Below are 16,419 nucleotides of genomic sequence, written 5' to 3'. Positions count from 1 at the left end.
TCATCGGACCAGTCCCGCCATCACGCCGACCGGCACCGACAGGAACCCGGCGGTCAGCAGCAGCGCCAGCCCGTTCGCGGCGGCCTTCAACGCCCGGTCGCGGCGCGGGTTGTTGACGCCGAGGGTCTGCGCGGCGCTCCAGAAGCCGTGCCGGATGTGCAGGCCGAGCGCGAGCATCGCCACGCAGTAGATGCCGCCGCCGTACCAGGTGGAGAACGAGGCCACGATGTTCTGGTACGGGTGCCCCTCCTCGGCGGCCGGGTTCACCGTCAGCGTGGTCAGGTCGAGGATGTGCCAGACGACGAACAGGCCGAGGATCACCCCGCCCCAGCGCATCGTCCGGGTCGCGTAGCTGCTCCGCCGGCGGCGGTGCACGTACTGCTGCGGGCGGGCCCTCAGGTCGCGGCGGCTCAGCTGGTAGGCGGCGACGCCGTGCGCGACCACGGCCGCGAGCAGGACGGGCCGGACCAGCCAGAGGAACCAGCCGTGGTGCAGCACCGGCCGGCCGATGGTGCGCAGCCAGTGCGCGTAGCCGTTGAGGTCGTCGGGGCCGAAGAACACCTTGAGGTTGGCGAGCATGTGGGCCACCAGGTAGGCGAGCATCAGCAGTCCGCTGACCGCCATGACCGCCTTCTTGCCGACCGTGCTGCGCCAGAGCGCCGCCGCCCGGGACGGGGGCCGGTCGGGGGCGGGAGTCCGGTTCGCCCGGTTCGTCCGGGTCGCAGAAGCCATGAGCATGACGGTAGGCCCGGAGCACAGGTGGAGTCCAAGACATGGAAGCGCGGCCCACGATAGGGAACGCCTATCATGGCCGGTGTGCAGTTGCAGCAGCTCACCTACTTCGTCGCGGTCGCCGACGCCCGGCACTTCACCCGGGCCGCCGAGCTGACGCACGTGTCACAGCCCTCCCTCTCGCAACAGATCCGTTCCCTGGAGAAGGAGTTGGGAGCGGAGCTGTTCCACCGCTCGCGCTCCGGCACCTCGCTCACCGACGCCGGGCAGGCGCTGCTGCCGCTGGCCCGGCGCATCCTGGCGGACGCGGAGAGCGCCCGGCGGGCCGTCGCCGAGACCGTCCAGCTGCGCCGCGGCCGGGTCCGGTTCGGCGCGCCGCCCTCGCTCTGCGCCAGCCTGGTGCCGGAGGTGCTGCGCGCCTACCGCGCCCGGCACCCCGGGGTGGACCTGCGGCTGACCGAGGGCGGCTCGCGCGACCTGGTCCGCGACCTGGAGGCCGGCGAGCTGGACCTCGCGCTGGTCATCGCCGCGCCGTCCGCCGCCCCCGCCGGGCTCTCCGTCACCCCGCTGCTGCACGAGGACCTGGTGCTGGTCTCGGCCGGGCCGCTCCCCCGCCGCCGGGCCCGGATCACCGACCTGCGCGGCCGGGGCCTGGTGATGTTCCGCGAGGGCTACGACGTCCGCGAGACCACCCTCGCCGCCTGCCGGGCGGCCGGCTTCGAGCCGTCGTACGCCGTCGAGGGCGGCGAGATGGACGCCGTGCTGGCCGCCGTCCGGGCCGGCCTCGGACCCGCCGTCGTGCCCGGCATGGTCGCCGCCCGCTCGGGGCTGCACTCCGCGCCGTTCGCCCCGCCGGGCCTGGGCCGCACCATCGCGCTCGCGCACGGCCGCGACCTGCCGCTGACCCGGGCCGCGGCCGCGTTCCGCGACGTCCTGCTCGCCTACCTGCTCGACGCCGACCGGGCGGGCTCCCTGCCGCCGGGCACCCGGCTGCTCCCGGCGGGCTGACCGCCGCATAGGGTGGTGCGCGCAGCGCTCGTCCGAGGAGAGGGAGTCCGGATGCCCGGCAGTGTGGTGGCGGTCAGCAGCAACGGCGAGTACACGTTCAGCAAGCCCGTCCGGGCCGAGATCCGGCTGCTCGAAGGCCTCGGTGTGGAGGGCGACGTGCACGCCGGCGTCACCGTCAAGCACCGCTCCCGGATCGCCCAGGACCCGACCGCGCCCAACCTCCGGCAGGTCCACCTGATCCACGCCGAGCTCTTCGACGACCTGGCGGCGGCCGGATTCGCCGTCGCTCCGGGCGAGTTGGGCGAGAACGTCACCACCCGCGGCCTGGACCTGCTGGGCCTTCCGGTCGGCGCGCTGCTGCACCTCGGCGCGCAGGCGGTGGTCGAGGTGACCGGGCTGCGCAACCCGTGCGCGCAGATCGACGGCTTCCGGCGCGGCCTGCTCAAGCAGGTGGTGCACCGCGACGAGAACGGCGGCCTGGTCCGCAGGGCCGGCATCATGGGCGTGGTCCGCGCCGGCGGGCCGGTCCGCCCCGGCGACGCCGTCACCGTGACCCTGCCGCAGGGGCCGCACCGACCGCTGGACCGGGTCTGACCCGGCCCCGGCCCCGCGTCAGTCGTCGATCCGGACCAGGGCGACGGTGATGTTGTCCGGACCGCCCGCACGGATCGCGGCGCGCCAGAGTTCGACCACGGCGTGCTGGTCGTCTTCCTCCGCGTCGCCGTCGGCGGTCACGGCCGCCCACTCCTCCGGCGGCACCGGGTCGCTCAGGCCGTCGGTGCACAGCAGGTAGCGGGCGCCCGCGCGGACGGGCAGCCGGGTCACGTGCGGGCGGAGGGCGTCGCGCGGGGTGGCGCCGCCGAGCACGCTGGTGACCAGGTGGGTGGTGCGCTGCCCGGGGGCGAGCGGCGGGCTGTCGTCGGTGCTGAGCAACCGCGGCCCGGAGTCGGTGAGTTGGTAGACCCGGCTGTCACCGACGTTGAACACCAGCACGGCGTCGCCGGTCAGGGCCAGCCCGGCCACGGTGGTGCTCATGCCGGCCAGGCCGGGGTCGGCGTCGGCCGCGTCGTGGAGCGCTTCGTGGCAGGCCCGCAGCGCCTCCGTGACGGACTGTTCGTCCGTCAGTTCCGTTCCGGTGGCGGCGAGTTGGCCGGCCACCAGCGAGGAGGCCAGGTCGCCGCCCGGGTGGCCGCCCAGCCCGTCGGCGACCGCCACCGTCAGGGCGGAGTCGCCCAGCGGGAAGTAGAAGGTCTGCGGACTGTCGGTCGCCGTCGCGCACAGCGTCCACGGCCCGATCGCCGCGCTGTCCTCGTTGTGGCTGCGCACCACTCCCGTGTGACTGAGCACGCTCACCGCGACGACCGGCACGACCGTCCACCTCTCCTCGGACTCTTCCGCGCGCACGGACCGTTGCGCGGCGTGCCACCAAGCGAAGCACATCCGGCGGGAGTCCTCCGACGAGGGCCGCCGGTGCGCGCGGCCGTTCGCGCGTCCCGGCGGCCGGGCCGTCAGGCCTGCTCGCCGCGGCCGCTGCGCGACCAGCCGCGCCGCTCGCCTTCGTCGATCAGCTGCCGGCCGGCCTTCCACAGCTCGGCCGACGCGTCGCCGATCACCGCCTTCCTGGCCCGCACGTCGTCCGCCGTCACCCCCGGCGTGCGCCACGTCCCGCCGCGCGCCATCCAGTTGAGCAGCAGCGGCTGCAGGCGGTCCATCGCCTTCGCGAACCGCGCCTCGGGCGTGCGGCGCTCCTCGAACTCGTCCCACAGCTCCCGCAGTCGCCGCGACTGGTCCTCCGGCAGCAGCCCGAACAGCTCGTCCGCGGCCGCCGTCTCGCGCTCCGCCTGGTCGACGCCCGCCGCCGGGTCGTACAGCGGCGTGTCCCCGGCGTAGATCTCCACCAGGTCGTGCAGCAGCACGAGTTGGACGGTGTGGCCGACGTCGATCGGCTCGTCCGCGTACTCGGCGAGGACGGTCACCATCATCGCCAGGTGCCAGGAGTGCTCGGCGTCGTTCTCCCGCCGCTCGGCGGCGGCCAGCGGCGACTGCCGCAGGATCGTCTTCAGCCGGTCGATCTCGACCAGGAAGGTGAACTGGGCGTGCAGCCGCTCGTCGAGGCCGTCGGGGAAGGGCGTGCGGTCCACCAGCAGGGGCCGCCGGGTTTCGTCGCTCATGCGGCCCATCCTGCCATCCGCCGCCCTCTTCGGCGTCCGTCACCGCCCGTTTTCCGCCGCGGCGACGACAGGGGCCGGGACGGCGTGACGGTCGTCCCGGCCCCCTCGCGAGCGGGTGGCGCCGGCAGCGCGGTGGCGCCGCGCGGTCACTTCCAGCTGTCGTCGAGCGTCATGCCGCCGGAGGCTCCGGTGGTGCAGGTCCGGTTCCCGCCGCTCTCCCAAGTGACGTTGCCCGCACCGTCTTTGACGATGTACTTGTACTCGAGGGAGGTGTTGGCGGGCAGGTCGAGGGCCAGCTTCCAGATCGGGTACCCGGCGGAGGACATCGGCAGCGCGGCGGCCGGGTTCCAGTTGCCGAGCTGGGCGGTCGAGCCGACCAGGTAGACGTTCTGCCCGTAGACGGTGGTCCTGTTCTCGTTGAAGGTCACCGAGACCTGGCCGGTGTTGGCTCCGGTGCCGCCCCAGGTGTCGTTCAGCGTCCCGCCGGAGGCACCGGTGTCGGCGCTGTGGTTCGCGCCGCTCTCCCACGTGACGTTGCCCGCGGCGTCCTTGACGATGTACTTGTACTCGAAGGCGGTGTTGGCGGGGAGTTGGACGCTGCCGCTCCACACCGGGTAGCCGGCCGGGGAGAGCGCGACGGCCGCGTTCGGGTCCCAGGCGCCGAGCTGGGCGATCGAGCCGACCAGGTAGACGTTCTGGCCGGTGACGGTGGTCCGGTTCTCGTTGAACGTCTGGGTGACCGTGCCGCTGCCCGGGCTCGCGGACGGCGACGGGCTCGCCGACGCCGACGGGCTCGCCGACGCCGACGGCGAGGGGCCGGCGGATCCGGTCGGGCTGGGGCTGGGGCCGGTGGTGCCGGTGGTGGCGGCGTACAGCGCGACCGCGTCGCCCGCGTTCACGGTGACGGTGGCCCTGCCGGAGCCGTCGACGTTCACCGTCGGGCCGGTGCACCGGGAGCCGCTGAGGTCGCCGTGGATGACGTCGCAGTAGGCGCCGGCGGCCAGGCCGGTGCTGAAGGCCTGGGTGACGGCGGAGCCGCTGTTGTTGATGGCGACCCAGCCCTTGGCGCCGCGGCTGAACGCGATCGCGTTGCTGCCGTTGTCCCACCAGTTGGCGACGGCCTCGCCTCGGGTGGCGTTGTGCCAGCCGACCATGTTGGCGATGCCCTGGTCGCGGTCGGTGCAGGTCCAGGTGCCGTTGGCGCAGTTGACGTCGGTGACGTAGCCGTTGCCGTCGGCCGGCGGCGAGTCGTCCTTGTTGGCGAACCGGTAGCCGGCGTAGACCTGCGGGGTGCCGTAGCCCAGGGCGAGTTCGAAGACGTGCGCCAGCCGGTACTTCGCGCCGTCGTTGTAGGTCAGCGTGGTCCGGTCCCGTTCCAGGTCGTGGTTGGTCACCATGACGACGGACTTCTCGCTCGGCTCGAAGCCCCAACTCTGCCCGAAGGTCCGAAGGTTGGCGATGTTGCCGGTGAACTGCTGGGAGAGCTTGGAGGCGTAGGTGAAGTCCAGCACGCTGCCGTTGCCCTCGAACGCGGCCGCGGCGAGCGGGCCGCTGCCGCCCGGGAAGATCTCCTGGTAGACGTACGGACGCCCGCCCCACCGGGTGTCGTCGAGACGGGAGACGATGGCGGCCATGTCGGCCTGGGCGATGTGCTTGGCGGCGTCCACCCGGAAGCCGTCGACGCCCGCGCCGATCAGCGAGTTCAGGTAGCCGGCGATCCTGCCGCGGACGTAGTCGCTCTCGGTGTTCAGGTCCGAGAGGTTCAGCAGCTGGCACTCCTGGACCTGGGTGGCGTTGTTCCAGTCGTTGATGCCCAGGTCGGCGTTGGGGCAGGGCGGGGAGCCGTGGAAGTCCGACCTGCTGTACGGCACCGCCGGGTAGCTGTAGCCCGCCGCGTTGAACCCGGAGCCGCCGTAGGAGCTGCTGCTGGTCTGGTTGGTGCCGGCCATGTGGTTGATCACCGCGTCGACGTACACCTTGACGCCCGCGTTGTGACAGGCCGTCACCATGGCGCGGAACTGGGCGTCGCTGCCCATCCGGCTGTTCAGGGTGTACGAGACCGGCTGGTACACGTCCCACCAGGGGTGGCCGGGCACCGATATCGACTCCTGCGGCGGTGCGACCTGCACCGCGCCGTAGCCCTTCGGGCCCAGGACGTCGGTGCACTCGGCAGCCACCGAGTTCCAGTTCCACTGGAACAGATTGGCCGTCACGTCGCCGCCGTTGGGGGCGGCGACGGCCTGCGCGGTGCCCTGCGCGCCCAGCGGCAGCAGGACGCCTGCCAGCAGGGCGGCGGTGGAGAGGACGGCGGCCGGAAGGGCTCGCCGTCGGCGGCGGGCGGGGGTGGGCGGAGCCGCGACGGCTCGGCGCGCGAAGGACATGGGTTCGCTCCCGGGTGGTGGGGGTCTGGGGAAGGGCCGGGCCCGTTCCCGCGCCTCCGGGCGGATGGCCGGGCAGGAACAGGCGGATCGGGTCGCCACGGGCCTGGAGCCGGGTCCCTCGGCTCCGAGTCCGGCGCTCCCGCCGATCGATGGGAAGACCATCCCGTCCCGCTCACCCCACCGTCAAGACAGCTGCGCAAGAAGTTTCACTGCCTTTCGCCGAGCTGCGCAGCGCCCTGCCGTCCGCTTCGGCACGAAAGCTCCTGATCCGCGACCCGGAACGCCCACGGGATCACCGGGATCGAGCAAGACCTTCCCCCGGGAAGCTGGAAGGCCTTGCAGCAAGATTCCTCCCGGCGCGGCACGACTCCGCGCCCGCCCCACCGGGCGTCGACCGCGCCTACTCGCCGTTCCACGTCGCGCCGGAGCCGGTGAAGGAGCCGGCGACGCCGGTGTCGTCGGCCCAGATCCAGAAGTCCGTGTGCGCGACCCCGTCGGGAGCGACGCTCGACGACGCTCCCGCGACACCGGCCCCGTTCTCGTTCGCGACGAACCGGCCCTGGCCCCAGTCGGCGTTCAGGCCTTCCTGGGCCGCGGCGAGTCCGGCGCAGCCGATCATCAGCGGGGCGGCGAGGGCGCCGACAGCCAGGACACGCTTGAGAGCACGCATGAGGGATCTCCTTCGGGAAGGCTCGACCGGTGGCGGAGGGCCCGTGGTGGCCCCGCCGGCACCCAGACAGCCACGCGGCGCGACGGCCGACAAGGAGCCGTACGTGTGGTCCTGACGCCGCGTCAGCTCCCCTCGGGCGCGCCGGGCGGGGATTCACTCCCGGGGCGGTCGCCCGGAGGGCGCAGCCCGGCCCCGGAACGGCGGACGGGCGGCGGGCGGTTCGGGTGCGCGCCGCCGGGCCGGGTGCTGCGGGCTCCGGGCGGCCGGCCCGGTAGGGTGCGGGCGGGGACGGGTGAGCGAGGGGGCGGTGGGATGTCGGCGATCGCGGCGGCGGCCGGGGTGCTGGGGAAGCTGGTGGCGAAGCCGGCGACGGATGCGGCGATGCGCCAGGAGTGGGTGCTGCGGGCGCTGAGGGCCGTGAGGCTGGATCCGCGCAAGCCGCCGCGCGACTTCGACAGCATCTACGCCGTCGCGCTGATCGAGTACTGCGCGGGTCGCGCCGACTCGGTGCTCGCGGTGTTCCGCGACGCGTACGTGGTCGAGTCGTTCCGGCGGTCGTTCGAGCTCCGGGATCTGGCCCGGGTCCGCCGCGAGGTCGCCGAGGCGGTCGAACGGAACCGGGAGACCGGGGAGTTCGGGCATCTCGCGCACGGCTTCGAGGAGCACGTGGACGCGTTCGCCGCCGCGTTCGAGCAGGTGGTGGACCGGACCAGGGAGCCGCACGAGGCACGGTTGGAGGAGACCGTCAGGGCGCTGCTCAGCCAGGTGGGCCGGACGCGTGACGAGGAGGAGGACCGTCGGCTGCGGATCGAGCCGCGCCGGGCCGTACTCACTCCGGCGCAGCGGCTGGCGCAGGACGCCGAGGAGTGGTTCCGCGCGGTCGGGTACGAGATCCGGCGCGAGCAGTGGCCGGTCGGCGCGGACGCGGTGGCCCTGCTGGTGGACATCCCCCGCCGCCGAGGCCGGTTCGACCGGACAGTGATGCTGTGCGTGGCGGGCGAGTTGGGGCCGCACCACCTCAACACCCTGTCGGAGCTCGCCGATTCGACCGGTGCCGCCGAGGGCTGGGGCATCGCCCGGCTGCGGGTCAGCGCCGCGGCGCGGGCCGTGGCGGCGGGCGACGACCGGCTGTTCTGCTACTCGTTCGACGAACTGATCGACGAGGAGGCCGACTTCGAGCCGTACCTGGCGTGGGTGGAGGAGGAGGTCCGGCGGCGCGGCATCGACACCCGGTACGTCCCGCTGTCCTGCGAGAAGGACGAGTTCGACCCGGTGACCGGCCAGCAGCTGGGCACCAGCCGCTACCACTGGCGGGACGGCGGCCTGGACGACTACGTGGCGCGCTGGCTGGACGAGCCGGCCAAGCAGCACCTGTCCGTCCTCGGCGAGTTCGGCATGGGCAAGTCCTGGTTCGCCCTGCACCTGGCGCACACCATGGTCCTGGCCTGGCGGGACGCGAAGCGCCGCGGCGTGCCGCGGCCCCGGCTGCCGCTGCTGATACCGCTGCGCGACTACGTCAAGCAGACCACCGTGCAGGGCCTGCTGGCGGAGTTCTTCTTCGACAAGCACAAGGTGAACCTGCGCAGCGCCGACGTGGTCCGGGTGCTCAACCGGATGGGCCGGCTGCTGCTGGTCTTCGACGGCTTCGACGAGATGGCGGCCCGGGCGGACCGCAACACGGTGGTGGCGAACTTCTGGTCGCTGGCCTCGGCGGTGGACCAGGGCGCGAAGGTCCTGCTGAGCAGCCGCAAGGAGCACTTCCGGGACGACCGGGAGGCCCGCGACCTGTTCGGCGCGAAGATCACCACGGCCGGTCACGGCACCACGGCGGACGGCCCGATCTTCGAGATTGTCCGGCTCGTCGAGTTCGAGGACGAGCAGATCGAGCGGATGCTCCGGCAGCGGCTCGCGGAGGACAAGGTGCACGAGGTGATGCGGCACCCCACCGTGCGGGAGTTGATGCGGCGTCCGCTGATGTCGGAGCTGGTGATCGACGCGCTGCCGGAGATCGAGCAGGGCGCGGAGGTCGATCTCGCCCGGATCTACCTGTACGCGGTGCGCCGGAAGATGGACCGCGACATCAGCGCCGAGCGGACGTTCACCTCGCGCGCCGACAAGCTGTACTTCCTCTGCGAGGTGGCGTGGGAGATGCTCTCCACCGACCGGCTGTCCCTGAACTACCGCGACTTCCCGGCCCGGTTGCGCTCCTACTTCGGCCCGGTGGTGCGGCGTGACACGGACCTGGACTTCTGGGAGCAGGACATGCGCAACCAGGGCATGCTGGTGCGCAACGCGGAGGGCGACTACGGGCCCTCGCACAAGTCGCTGCTGGAGTTCCTGGTGGCGCTGAAGTTCGCCGGCGAACTCGGCCTGCTCACCGGCGACTTCCTGGACGCCGTCCGGGTCGGCGCTCCGGCGGGGGACGGCGGCTCGCGGTCGTGGTCGGAGCACTTCTCGGCCCGTGACGCGGCCGGGCGCCTGCCGGGGCTGACGGCGTTCGCGCCCGAGCCGGCGCAGACGCTGGCCGGCACCTTCGGCTCTCTGGGGCCGAACGACACGGTGTTCGGCTTCCTGGCGACGATGGTCCGCGAACACCCGGACCACCGCGCCCGGTTGCTGGACCTGGCCCGTGCGAGCGCCCCGGGCAGGCCCTTGCTGAACTGCCTGCGCCTGCTCGCCGAGGCCGACGGGCATCTGGCCGACGCCCCGCTGGCCGGCCTCGACCTGACCGGCTTCGGCGTGCTGGTGGGTGAGGATCCGGTGTCGCTGGCCGGTGCCGATCTCCGGGGCGCGGACCTCCTCGATGCCGCCCTCGCCGACGTCGACCTCGCGGGGGCCGATCTGACCGGCGCACGGCTCACGGCGGGCGTGCTCCGGAACGCCGGCTGGAACTGCCTGCTCACCTCGGGCGGTGCGGTCGTGGCCTGGGACCGCCGCACCGTCCTTCACTGGCCCGACGGGCAGGTCTCCGAACCCCCCGTGCGGTTCGCCGCCCGGGGCACGCTGTTCGTCCACGAGTGGAGCGAATCCGTCTGGTGGATGGCCGACTTCCGCGCCGGGCGCCTGGTCGACTCGACGTCGGGGCAGCCGGTGGGCGAGGTCGAGTTCGACGAGTCGATGCTGGTGCCGGTGCACTGGCGCGGCCGCCGGGTGCTGATGGATCCGACCGAGGGCGAGATCCTCGACCCGGAGACCGGCGACCTGATCGAACGGTGGACGCCGCCCGTCGAGTCCAACCACTGGGTGATCCTCAACGGCGACTTCCGGGCCGGTCTGCTCGCGATCGGGCCGCGGATCTCGTACCTGGTGCCCGAGCCCGACGCGGCGTGCGCCTGGCGGACCGTCGCCGTCCTGGACGTGGGCGAGAACAGCGGCAGGGTCCTCCGGACGGGTTCCGGGGACAGCGAGTTGATCATTCACAACGGCCGCCCCGTGATGGCGGTCGACGGAGTCGGGGAGCAGGCCGTGGTCCGTCCCGACGGCCTCCCGCTGTCGCTCGATCCCGACAGCGAGTTCTTCGACGGATTCGTGTTCCGTGCGGGCGTCGGACTGGCGGTGCTCGGCCAGCGCGGCCGGCTCACCGCCTGGTCGATGACGGAAGCCGCCGCCGAGCCGGTCTGGGAGTGCACCCCGGGCGGCCTCATCGACGTGGCGGCGGACCCGGCCGGTGAACGGCTCTCCGCCATCACCACCATGGGCGAGCTCTGGCTGCTCGACTTCCGCACCGGCGAGCTGCTCGCCCGTACGCCGCTCGGCGACCGGCTGCGCGGTACCCGGTTCTCCCGGGACTGCGGGTTCGACGACGAGACCCTGGACGCGATCGTGCGGCTCGGTGGGGTCGTCGTCGACTGACGGTTCTCACTCCTGGCACTTCGCCAGTTCTGCCCGGCCACGGACCCCGTACTGGCGGAAGAGGCGGGTCAGGTTCGCCTCGACGGCCTTGACCGACAGGTGGAGGGCGGCGGCGATCTCGCGGTTGGTGGCACCGGACCGGACCAGGGCGAGGATCTGCTGCTGGGTGGGCGTCGGGTCGGCCTCCAGGGCGTCGAGGGAGGCGAGGGCGGCCTCGGTGTGGCGGAGCCAGGGGAGGCAGCCGGCGGCGGCGTAGCGGGCCCGGGCGTCCTGGAGGGCGGTGCGGGCGGCGGCGCGGCGGCGGGCGCGGCGTTCCAACGCGCCCAGGGAGAGGAGCGCGCGGGCGAGTTCGAGCGGGTAGGGGTGGGTGGCGGGGAGCTGTGCGCGCAGCGTGTCGGCGGCGCGGCGGGGGTCGGTGAGTGCGGTCAGGTGGGCTTCGGCGCGGTGCAGGCCGAGGTGGACGACGTCGCGGCCGAGGCGGGTGGCGCGGTCGCGGGCGTCGGCGAGGGTGGCGGCGGCTTCGGCGGGGCGGCCGGACAGGGCGAGCGCCTCGGCCAGGTCGGCGTCCACCAGGAACAGGCTGGGGTCGGTGAACTGCATGCGGCGGAGCTTGAGTTGACAGTGGCTCAGGTGGTGGACGGCGGCCGGGAGGTGGCCGAGGAGGAGTGCGGCGCGGCCGCGCAGTCCGTGGGCGTAGGCGAGCCACTCGTGGTCGTGGTCGTCCTCGGCGGCGCGGATCGCGGAGTCGAGGAGGTGGACGGCGCGTTCGGCGGTGCCGCCGTTGAGTTCGGCGGCGCCGCCGAGGACGCGGGCCGGGCCGGGGGTGGGTTCGATGCGTTCGCGCAGGTCGTGGGCGGCGCGGCCGGCGGCGTAGGCCTCGGTGCAGCGTCCGGCGCGTTCGAGGACGGAGGCGGCGATGTAGAGGACGTTGGCGAGGTCCTCGGTGCGCCCGGCGGCTTCCACCTCGGCGCGCAGGGCTTCGACCTCGGCGAGGGCGCGGGGGGTGTCGCCGCTGCGGAGGGCGGCGACGGCGAGTCCTTCGCGGCACAGGACGGCGGCGGCGGTGGGGGGCCGGCCGGCGGCGAGGCGGCAGCCGCGTTCGAGCAGGGCGAGTCCGCGGGCGGGGTCGGTGAGCAGGGTGAGGGGGGCGCGCAGGGCGAGGAGTTCGACCAGCAGGTCGGGGTCGTCGGCCTGGTCGGCGTGCTTCTCGGCGGTTTCGAGTTCGGCGAAGCCCTCGGCGCGGTCGCCGCGGTGCAGGGCGCGGACGGCGCGTTCCTGGTGGACGGCGGCGGTGAGGGCGGGGTGGCCGCCGGTGTCGTCGGCGGCGGCGGTGAGCAGGGCTTCGGCGCCCGGGTGGTCGGGGCCGAGCAGGCGGGTGAGCAGCAGGCGGGCGTGGACGCGCAGGTCGGCGGCGGGGGCGGTGGCGAGGCGCTGGCAGCAGGCGCGGGCGAGGTCGGGCAGGCCGGCGGCTGCGGCGTTGCGGGCGGCGGCGAGCAGGCGGCGTCCGGCGGTGTCGGGGTCGGGGGTGTGGTGGGCGGCGTGGCGCAGGAGTTCGGCGGCGGTGCCGGGCGCGCCGCGGGTGAGGGCGGTGTCGGCGGCGCGGGTGAGGCGGGAGCCGAGGCGGGGGTCGGGGTGTTCGGCGGCGAGGGCCTGGTGGCGGACCTGTTCGACGGGGTCGGCGGCGAGGGCGGCGAGTTCGCGGTGGGCGTCGCGCAGGGTGGCGGGGGTGGCGTCGGCGAGGACCACTTCGGCGATCAGGGGGTGGCTGAACTGGGGTGTGCCGGCGGCGGTCTGACGGACGATGCCGTGCCGGCGGGCGGCGGCGAGGGGTTCGGTGACGGTGGCGGGCAGGCCGGTGCCGGTGCGGGCGGCGGCGAGCACGGTGAGGGCGGTGCGGGCGGATTCGGGGAGTTCGGTGAGGCGGGCGGAGACCAGGGCGCGCAGCCGGTGCGGGACGTCGAGCGGGCGGGCGGGGTCGGCGGTGAGGGCGGCGTCGCTGCCGCCGGCGGCCAGTGACCGTCCCAACTCCAGGGCGTAGTAGGGGTTTCCGCCGCTGACGGCGTGGACCCGGCTGAGCGTGAGGCCGTTGAGGCGCAGGCCGAGGCGTTCGCGGAGCAGGGCGCCGGTGCCGCGTTCGCCGAGCGGGCCGACCGGGAGGTCGCGGGCGGCGGGCGGGCAGAGCGCGTTCATGGTGGGGGCGGCGTCGGCGTGTTCGGTGCGTTCGGTGACGGCGAAGCGGACCCGGCGGTCGGTGAGGCGGCGGGCGGCGAACGCGACGACCTGGCGGCTGGCTTCGTCGAGCCACTGGGTGTCGTCGAGCAGGACGAGCACGGGGCCGCGGTGGGCGAGGCGGCGCAGGGTCTCCAGGACGGCGACCCGGACGGCCAGCGGGTCGGTGGGGGCGCCGGGTTGGGGGGCGCGGTGCAGCAGCGCGCATTCGAGGGCCTGGCGCAGGTGGCTGGGGAGTTCCTCGGCGAGCGCGGGGAGGGTCTCGCCGAGGAGGTCGATCAGCGCGAGGTGCGGCAGGTCGGCCTCGGCGGCGGTGGGGCTGCTGCGCAGGACCGACTCCCCTGCCGCGCCGGCCTCCCGGGCGAGTGCGTCGAGCAGCGCGGTCTTGCCGATGCCGGCCGGTCCGTGCAGCAGGACGCCGCCGGTGGCGGCGAGTGCGGCACGGGTGTCGGCGAGCAGGTTCGCGCGGTCGACGAGTGCGGGCTCGGCCGGACCCGCGGTGGCGCTGGCGGGTCCGGCCGGGCCGGGGAGTATGCCGGTCATGGCGGTCAGTGTGCCGTCTCCGACCGGCTCGCGCGAGGGTCTCACATGAACACGACACCCCTGCGACGATCCGTTAAGTTCCCTTTAAGGCCGGGCCGTTGGGGACGGCCTCGTGGGGGCGGGTTAGCCGACGGAGACGTCGTCGACCAGGAAGACGGTGGACAGGGAGGCGTCCTCCTGGCCGGCGAACTGGAGGTTGACGGTCTGGCCCCGGTAGGCGCTCAGGTCGACGGTCTTCTGGACGTACCCGGCCGAGGCGTTGGCGTTGGAGTAGGTGGCCAGGGTGGTGCCGTTGACGTTGACCTTGAGGGTGTCGTAGGCGGTGGGGCCGGACTCCTGGGTGGTGACCTTCAGCCAGAAGGTGAGCTTGGGGCTGCCGGCGGCGGGGACCGCGATGTTGTTCTGCGCGAGGGTCTCGCTGGCGGCGGAGCCGTAGCCCATCATCCAGGCGTACCAGGAACCGCCGTGCGGGGTCTGCTGGTTGGAGTTGGTGATGTCGTTGGCGCTCTGCGTCCAGCCGGTGGCGCCCTGCTCGAAGTCGCCGTTGGTGAGGGCGTTTCCGGGGTTGGGGTTGCCGGTGGGCGAGCCGGACGGGGACGGGCTCGGGGAGGAGGTGCTGCCGCCCGGGTCGGGCAGGGCGGTGCCGAGGGAGACGGCGGCCCACGCCTTGGAGACGATGTACCGCTCCTGGGAGTTGGCGCCGTACAGGTCGGCGGCGGCCTGCAGGGTGGCGGTGCGGGCGGAGGAGTAGGTGGTGGTGGAGGTCATGTAGGTGGTCAGGGCGCGGTACCAGACGGCGGCGGCCTTGTCCTTGCCGATGCCGCCGAAGCTGTCGCCGTTGCACGGGGTGCCGTTGTGCGGCAGGCCGCCGATGGTCTTGGCGCCGGTGCCCTCGGCCGCCAGGTAGAAGAAGTGGTTGCCGATGCCGGAGGAGTAGTGCACGTCCACCTGGCCGGCCCGGCTGCTGTAGCAGGACAGCGAGCTGCCGTCGGCGGCCGGGTTGTCCATCCGGCGCAGGTAGCCGTTGCCCATGTTGAGCTTCTCGCCGATGTAGTAGTCGCCGGGGTCGCCGGCGTTGTTGGCGTAGAACTCGACCATGGTGCCGAAGATGTCGGAGGTGGCCTCGTTGAGGCCGCCGGACTCGCCGGAGTAGTTCAGGTTGGCGGTGGCGGCGGTGACGCCGTGGCTCATCTCGTGGCCGGAGACGTCGAGGGCGGTCAGCGGGATGTTGCCGTTCTGCGAGGATCCGTCGCCGAAGGACATGCAGAAGCACGAGTCGTCGTAGAACGCGTTCAGCAGCTGGTTGTCGACGTGCACGTACGCGGGGGCACCGCGGCCGTCGTTGCGGATGCCGGAGCGGTTGAAGGTGTTCTTGTAGAAGTCCCAGGTCTTGGCGAGTCCGTAGGAGGCGTCGACGGCGGCGCTCTCGCGGCTCGAAGTGGAGCCGTTGCCCCAGGAGTTGGTGGACTTGCTGAAGGCGCGGGCGTTCTGCGCCGGGTTGGACTGCGGGCTGTTGTACGAGTCGTAGACGACCGTGGAGCCGTGCAGCGCGTCGGTCAGCGTGTAGCCGCTGCCGGACTGGCTGGTCTCCAGGGCGACCTGGCCGACGTTGACGCCGTTTCCGGTGCCGCCGATCTCCGGATTGACCTCGTACTGGTCGAGGACGGCACCGCTCGCCGCGTCGACGAGCACGGCCTCTCGGGAGTTGGCGCCGGCGTCGCCCGCGCCGGTGACGGTGTTGCGGTACGCGAGCACCGGGACCTTGCCGACCGCCCAGACCACCAGCTGGCTGGTGTCCAGGTTGGTGGTGCGGGCCTGCTTGACGTGCTTGGCGCTGCGCTCGGCGGTCTTCGACGCGTCCTGCGCGGAGAGCTTCGGCGTCACCCCGGCGACGCCCTTGATCGCACCGTCGTGGGCCCAGGTGGTGGAACTGATCGCGCCGTTCCTGGCCCGGTGCACGACCAGGTCGCCGCCGACCACCGGCAGCCCCCGGTAGGTGCGGTCGTACCGGACGTGCCGGGCGCCGTCGTTCTCGACCAGCACGTCCTTGGCGACCAGGCGCTCGTCCGGGCCGAGGCCCAGCTGCTTCGCCACGGCCGGGGCGTCCTTGGCCGCCTGGTCGAGCGCGGCCTGCCGGCCCATCGTGCTCATGGCCTGGAACCCGGCGCCGGACGGGGTGGCGGCGCTGGCCAGCGCGACGTTCTGCGAGGTGGCCAGTGCGGCGGTGCCCAGGGTGAGGGCGGCCGCGACAGCCGCCGCCAGAGCGGTCTTGCGGTTCATCGGGTATTCCTCCCACCGAGCCGGGGTTGATGGGGGACGGCCGGACACACCGTAGGGGTGAGGTGTCCCGGCCGGTTTCGGCTCGGCGGCAGGACGCTAGATCCGCGAACCCCCCTGACGACATGCCCTCGCCAACCCCACAAGGGCCGCACAAGGGTCCCTCCGACCCCCCGTCAGGGGCCGCCCCCACGTCTCCTCGAAGGCGGCCGTCCGATCGGTGACCCCGAGTCAGCTCGGTGCTCTCGCGCCGAAGGCATGCGACGGGCTCCCAACGGCGCGGGCTGTTGCGGGCGTTGACGTCCAGAACGGGTGAGAGCACCGGCAGGGCGGGTCGGTGGCCTCGGCACGGAACATGCTGCCGGGGAACACCGGCCTCACGACGAAGGACGCGACGCGGTCACGCCGGGTCCTGGTCGAGTCGAACCGTCCGCACCCGCGGCCCGGCCGCTCCCGCCGCGGTCGGCGGGGGCCGGCGGCGGGGGCCGCCCGGATGGGGATGCCGGAGGGGGCCCCGCGGTTGGGGGGACCGCAGTGCCGCGGGGGCGGGCGAAGC

The 16,419-nt window shown here is 73.6% G+C and carries 10 protein-coding genes; 3 read left to right on the top strand and 7 right to left on the bottom strand.

Features of this window, described 5'->3' with window-relative positions; all coding sequences use genetic code 11:
• Nucleotides 1-732 (bottom strand): succinate dehydrogenase cytochrome b subunit, encoded by a 732-nt coding sequence (locus ACFV1L_RS21450; protein WP_380368007.1) that lies wholly within the window; start codon nucleotides 730-732, stop codon nucleotides 1-3.
• An 84-nt stretch (nucleotides 733-816) separates the two neighbouring features.
• Between ACFV1L_RS21450 and ACFV1L_RS21445 the strand changes: the two genes are divergently transcribed.
• Together ACFV1L_RS21445 and ACFV1L_RS21440 are read left to right on the top strand one after the other, a co-directional pair.
• Entirely contained in the window at nucleotides 817-1,740 is a 924-nt protein-coding gene (locus tag ACFV1L_RS21445) for a LysR family transcriptional regulator (protein ID WP_380368005.1), read from the top strand.
• Between the two features lie 51 nt (nucleotides 1,741-1,791).
• Complete coding sequence (locus ACFV1L_RS21440) at nucleotides 1,792-2,334, top strand: MOSC domain-containing protein (RefSeq protein ID WP_380368003.1); 543 nt, start codon at nucleotides 1,792-1,794, stop codon at nucleotides 2,332-2,334.
• A gap of 18 nt (nucleotides 2,335-2,352) precedes the next feature.
• Here ACFV1L_RS21440 and ACFV1L_RS21435 read toward each other — a convergent pair whose 3' ends face one another.
• The 4 genes from ACFV1L_RS21435 to ACFV1L_RS21420 form a co-directional block, all read right to left on the bottom strand.
• Nucleotides 2,353-3,108, bottom strand: coding sequence for a PP2C family protein-serine/threonine phosphatase (locus tag ACFV1L_RS21435; protein WP_380368001.1), 756 nt, complete (start codon nucleotides 3,106-3,108; stop codon nucleotides 2,353-2,355).
• Between the two features lie 140 nt (nucleotides 3,109-3,248).
• Nucleotides 3,249-3,911 carry an HD family hydrolase gene (locus ACFV1L_RS21430; RefSeq protein WP_380367999.1) on the bottom strand — a complete coding sequence of 221 codons (663 nt, stop codon included), beginning with the start codon at nucleotides 3,909-3,911 and terminating at the stop codon, nucleotides 3,249-3,251.
• A gap of 146 nt (nucleotides 3,912-4,057) precedes the next feature.
• Complete coding sequence (locus ACFV1L_RS21425) at nucleotides 4,058-6,292, bottom strand: carbohydrate-binding module family 20 domain-containing protein (RefSeq protein ID WP_380367997.1); 2,235 nt, start codon at nucleotides 6,290-6,292, stop codon at nucleotides 4,058-4,060.
• Nucleotides 6,293-6,692: 400 nt separating this feature from the next.
• Nucleotides 6,693-6,962 (bottom strand): hypothetical protein, encoded by a 270-nt coding sequence (locus ACFV1L_RS21420; RefSeq protein WP_380367995.1) that lies wholly within the window; start codon nucleotides 6,960-6,962, stop codon nucleotides 6,693-6,695.
• Between the two features lie 312 nt (nucleotides 6,963-7,274).
• Here ACFV1L_RS21420 and ACFV1L_RS21415 point away from each other — a divergent pair, with 312 nt between their 5' ends.
• On the top strand, nucleotides 7,275-10,814 hold the full coding sequence (locus ACFV1L_RS21415; protein WP_380367994.1) for an NACHT domain-containing protein: 3,540 nt from the start codon (nucleotides 7,275-7,277) through the stop codon (nucleotides 10,812-10,814).
• Between the two features lie 6 nt (nucleotides 10,815-10,820).
• Here ACFV1L_RS21415 and ACFV1L_RS21410 read toward each other — a convergent pair whose 3' ends face one another.
• Nucleotides 10,821-13,586 carry an ATP-binding protein gene (locus ACFV1L_RS21410; protein WP_380367992.1) on the bottom strand — a complete coding sequence of 922 codons (2,766 nt, stop codon included), beginning with the start codon at nucleotides 13,584-13,586 and terminating at the stop codon, nucleotides 10,821-10,823.
• Between the two features lie 123 nt (nucleotides 13,587-13,709).
• Nucleotides 13,710-15,866 (bottom strand): M4 family metallopeptidase, encoded by a 2,157-nt coding sequence (locus ACFV1L_RS21405; protein WP_380367991.1) that lies wholly within the window; start codon nucleotides 15,864-15,866, stop codon nucleotides 13,710-13,712.
• Nucleotides 15,867-16,419: the final 553 nt, after the last annotated feature.

It is taken from the genome of Kitasatospora sp. NPDC059646 (assembly GCF_042734615.1).
Classification (GTDB): domain Bacteria; phylum Actinomycetota; class Actinomycetes; order Streptomycetales; family Streptomycetaceae; genus Kitasatospora.
The sequence above is the reverse complement of the archived record's forward strand: the minus strand, read 5'-3'. Positions and strand labels throughout refer to the sequence as shown.

Bases quoted from the DNA above. Each gene is read 5' to 3' on its own strand.
- ACFV1L_RS21450 (WP_380368007.1), bottom strand. From the start codon at position 732: ATGGCTTCTGCGACCCGGACGAACCGGGCGAACCGGACTCCCGCCCCC.
- ACFV1L_RS21440 (WP_380368003.1), top strand. From the start codon at position 1,792: ATGCCCGGCAGTGTGGTGGCGGTCAGCAGCAACGGCGAGTACACGTTC.
- ACFV1L_RS21430 (WP_380367999.1), bottom strand. From the start codon at position 3,911: ATGAGCGACGAAACCCGGCGGCCCCTGCTGGTGGACCGCACGCCCTTC.
- ACFV1L_RS21425 (WP_380367997.1), bottom strand. From the start codon at position 6,292: ATGTCCTTCGCGCGCCGAGCCGTCGCGGCTCCGCCCACCCCCGCCCGC.
- ACFV1L_RS21420 (WP_380367995.1), bottom strand. From the start codon at position 6,962: ATGCGTGCTCTCAAGCGTGTCCTGGCTGTCGGCGCCCTCGCCGCCCCG.
- ACFV1L_RS21415 (WP_380367994.1), top strand. From the start codon at position 7,275: ATGTCGGCGATCGCGGCGGCGGCCGGGGTGCTGGGGAAGCTGGTGGCG.
- ACFV1L_RS21410 (WP_380367992.1), bottom strand. From the start codon at position 13,586: ATGACCGGCATACTCCCCGGCCCGGCCGGACCCGCCAGCGCCACCGCG.
- ACFV1L_RS21405 (WP_380367991.1), bottom strand. From the start codon at position 15,866: ATGAACCGCAAGACCGCTCTGGCGGCGGCTGTCGCGGCCGCCCTCACC.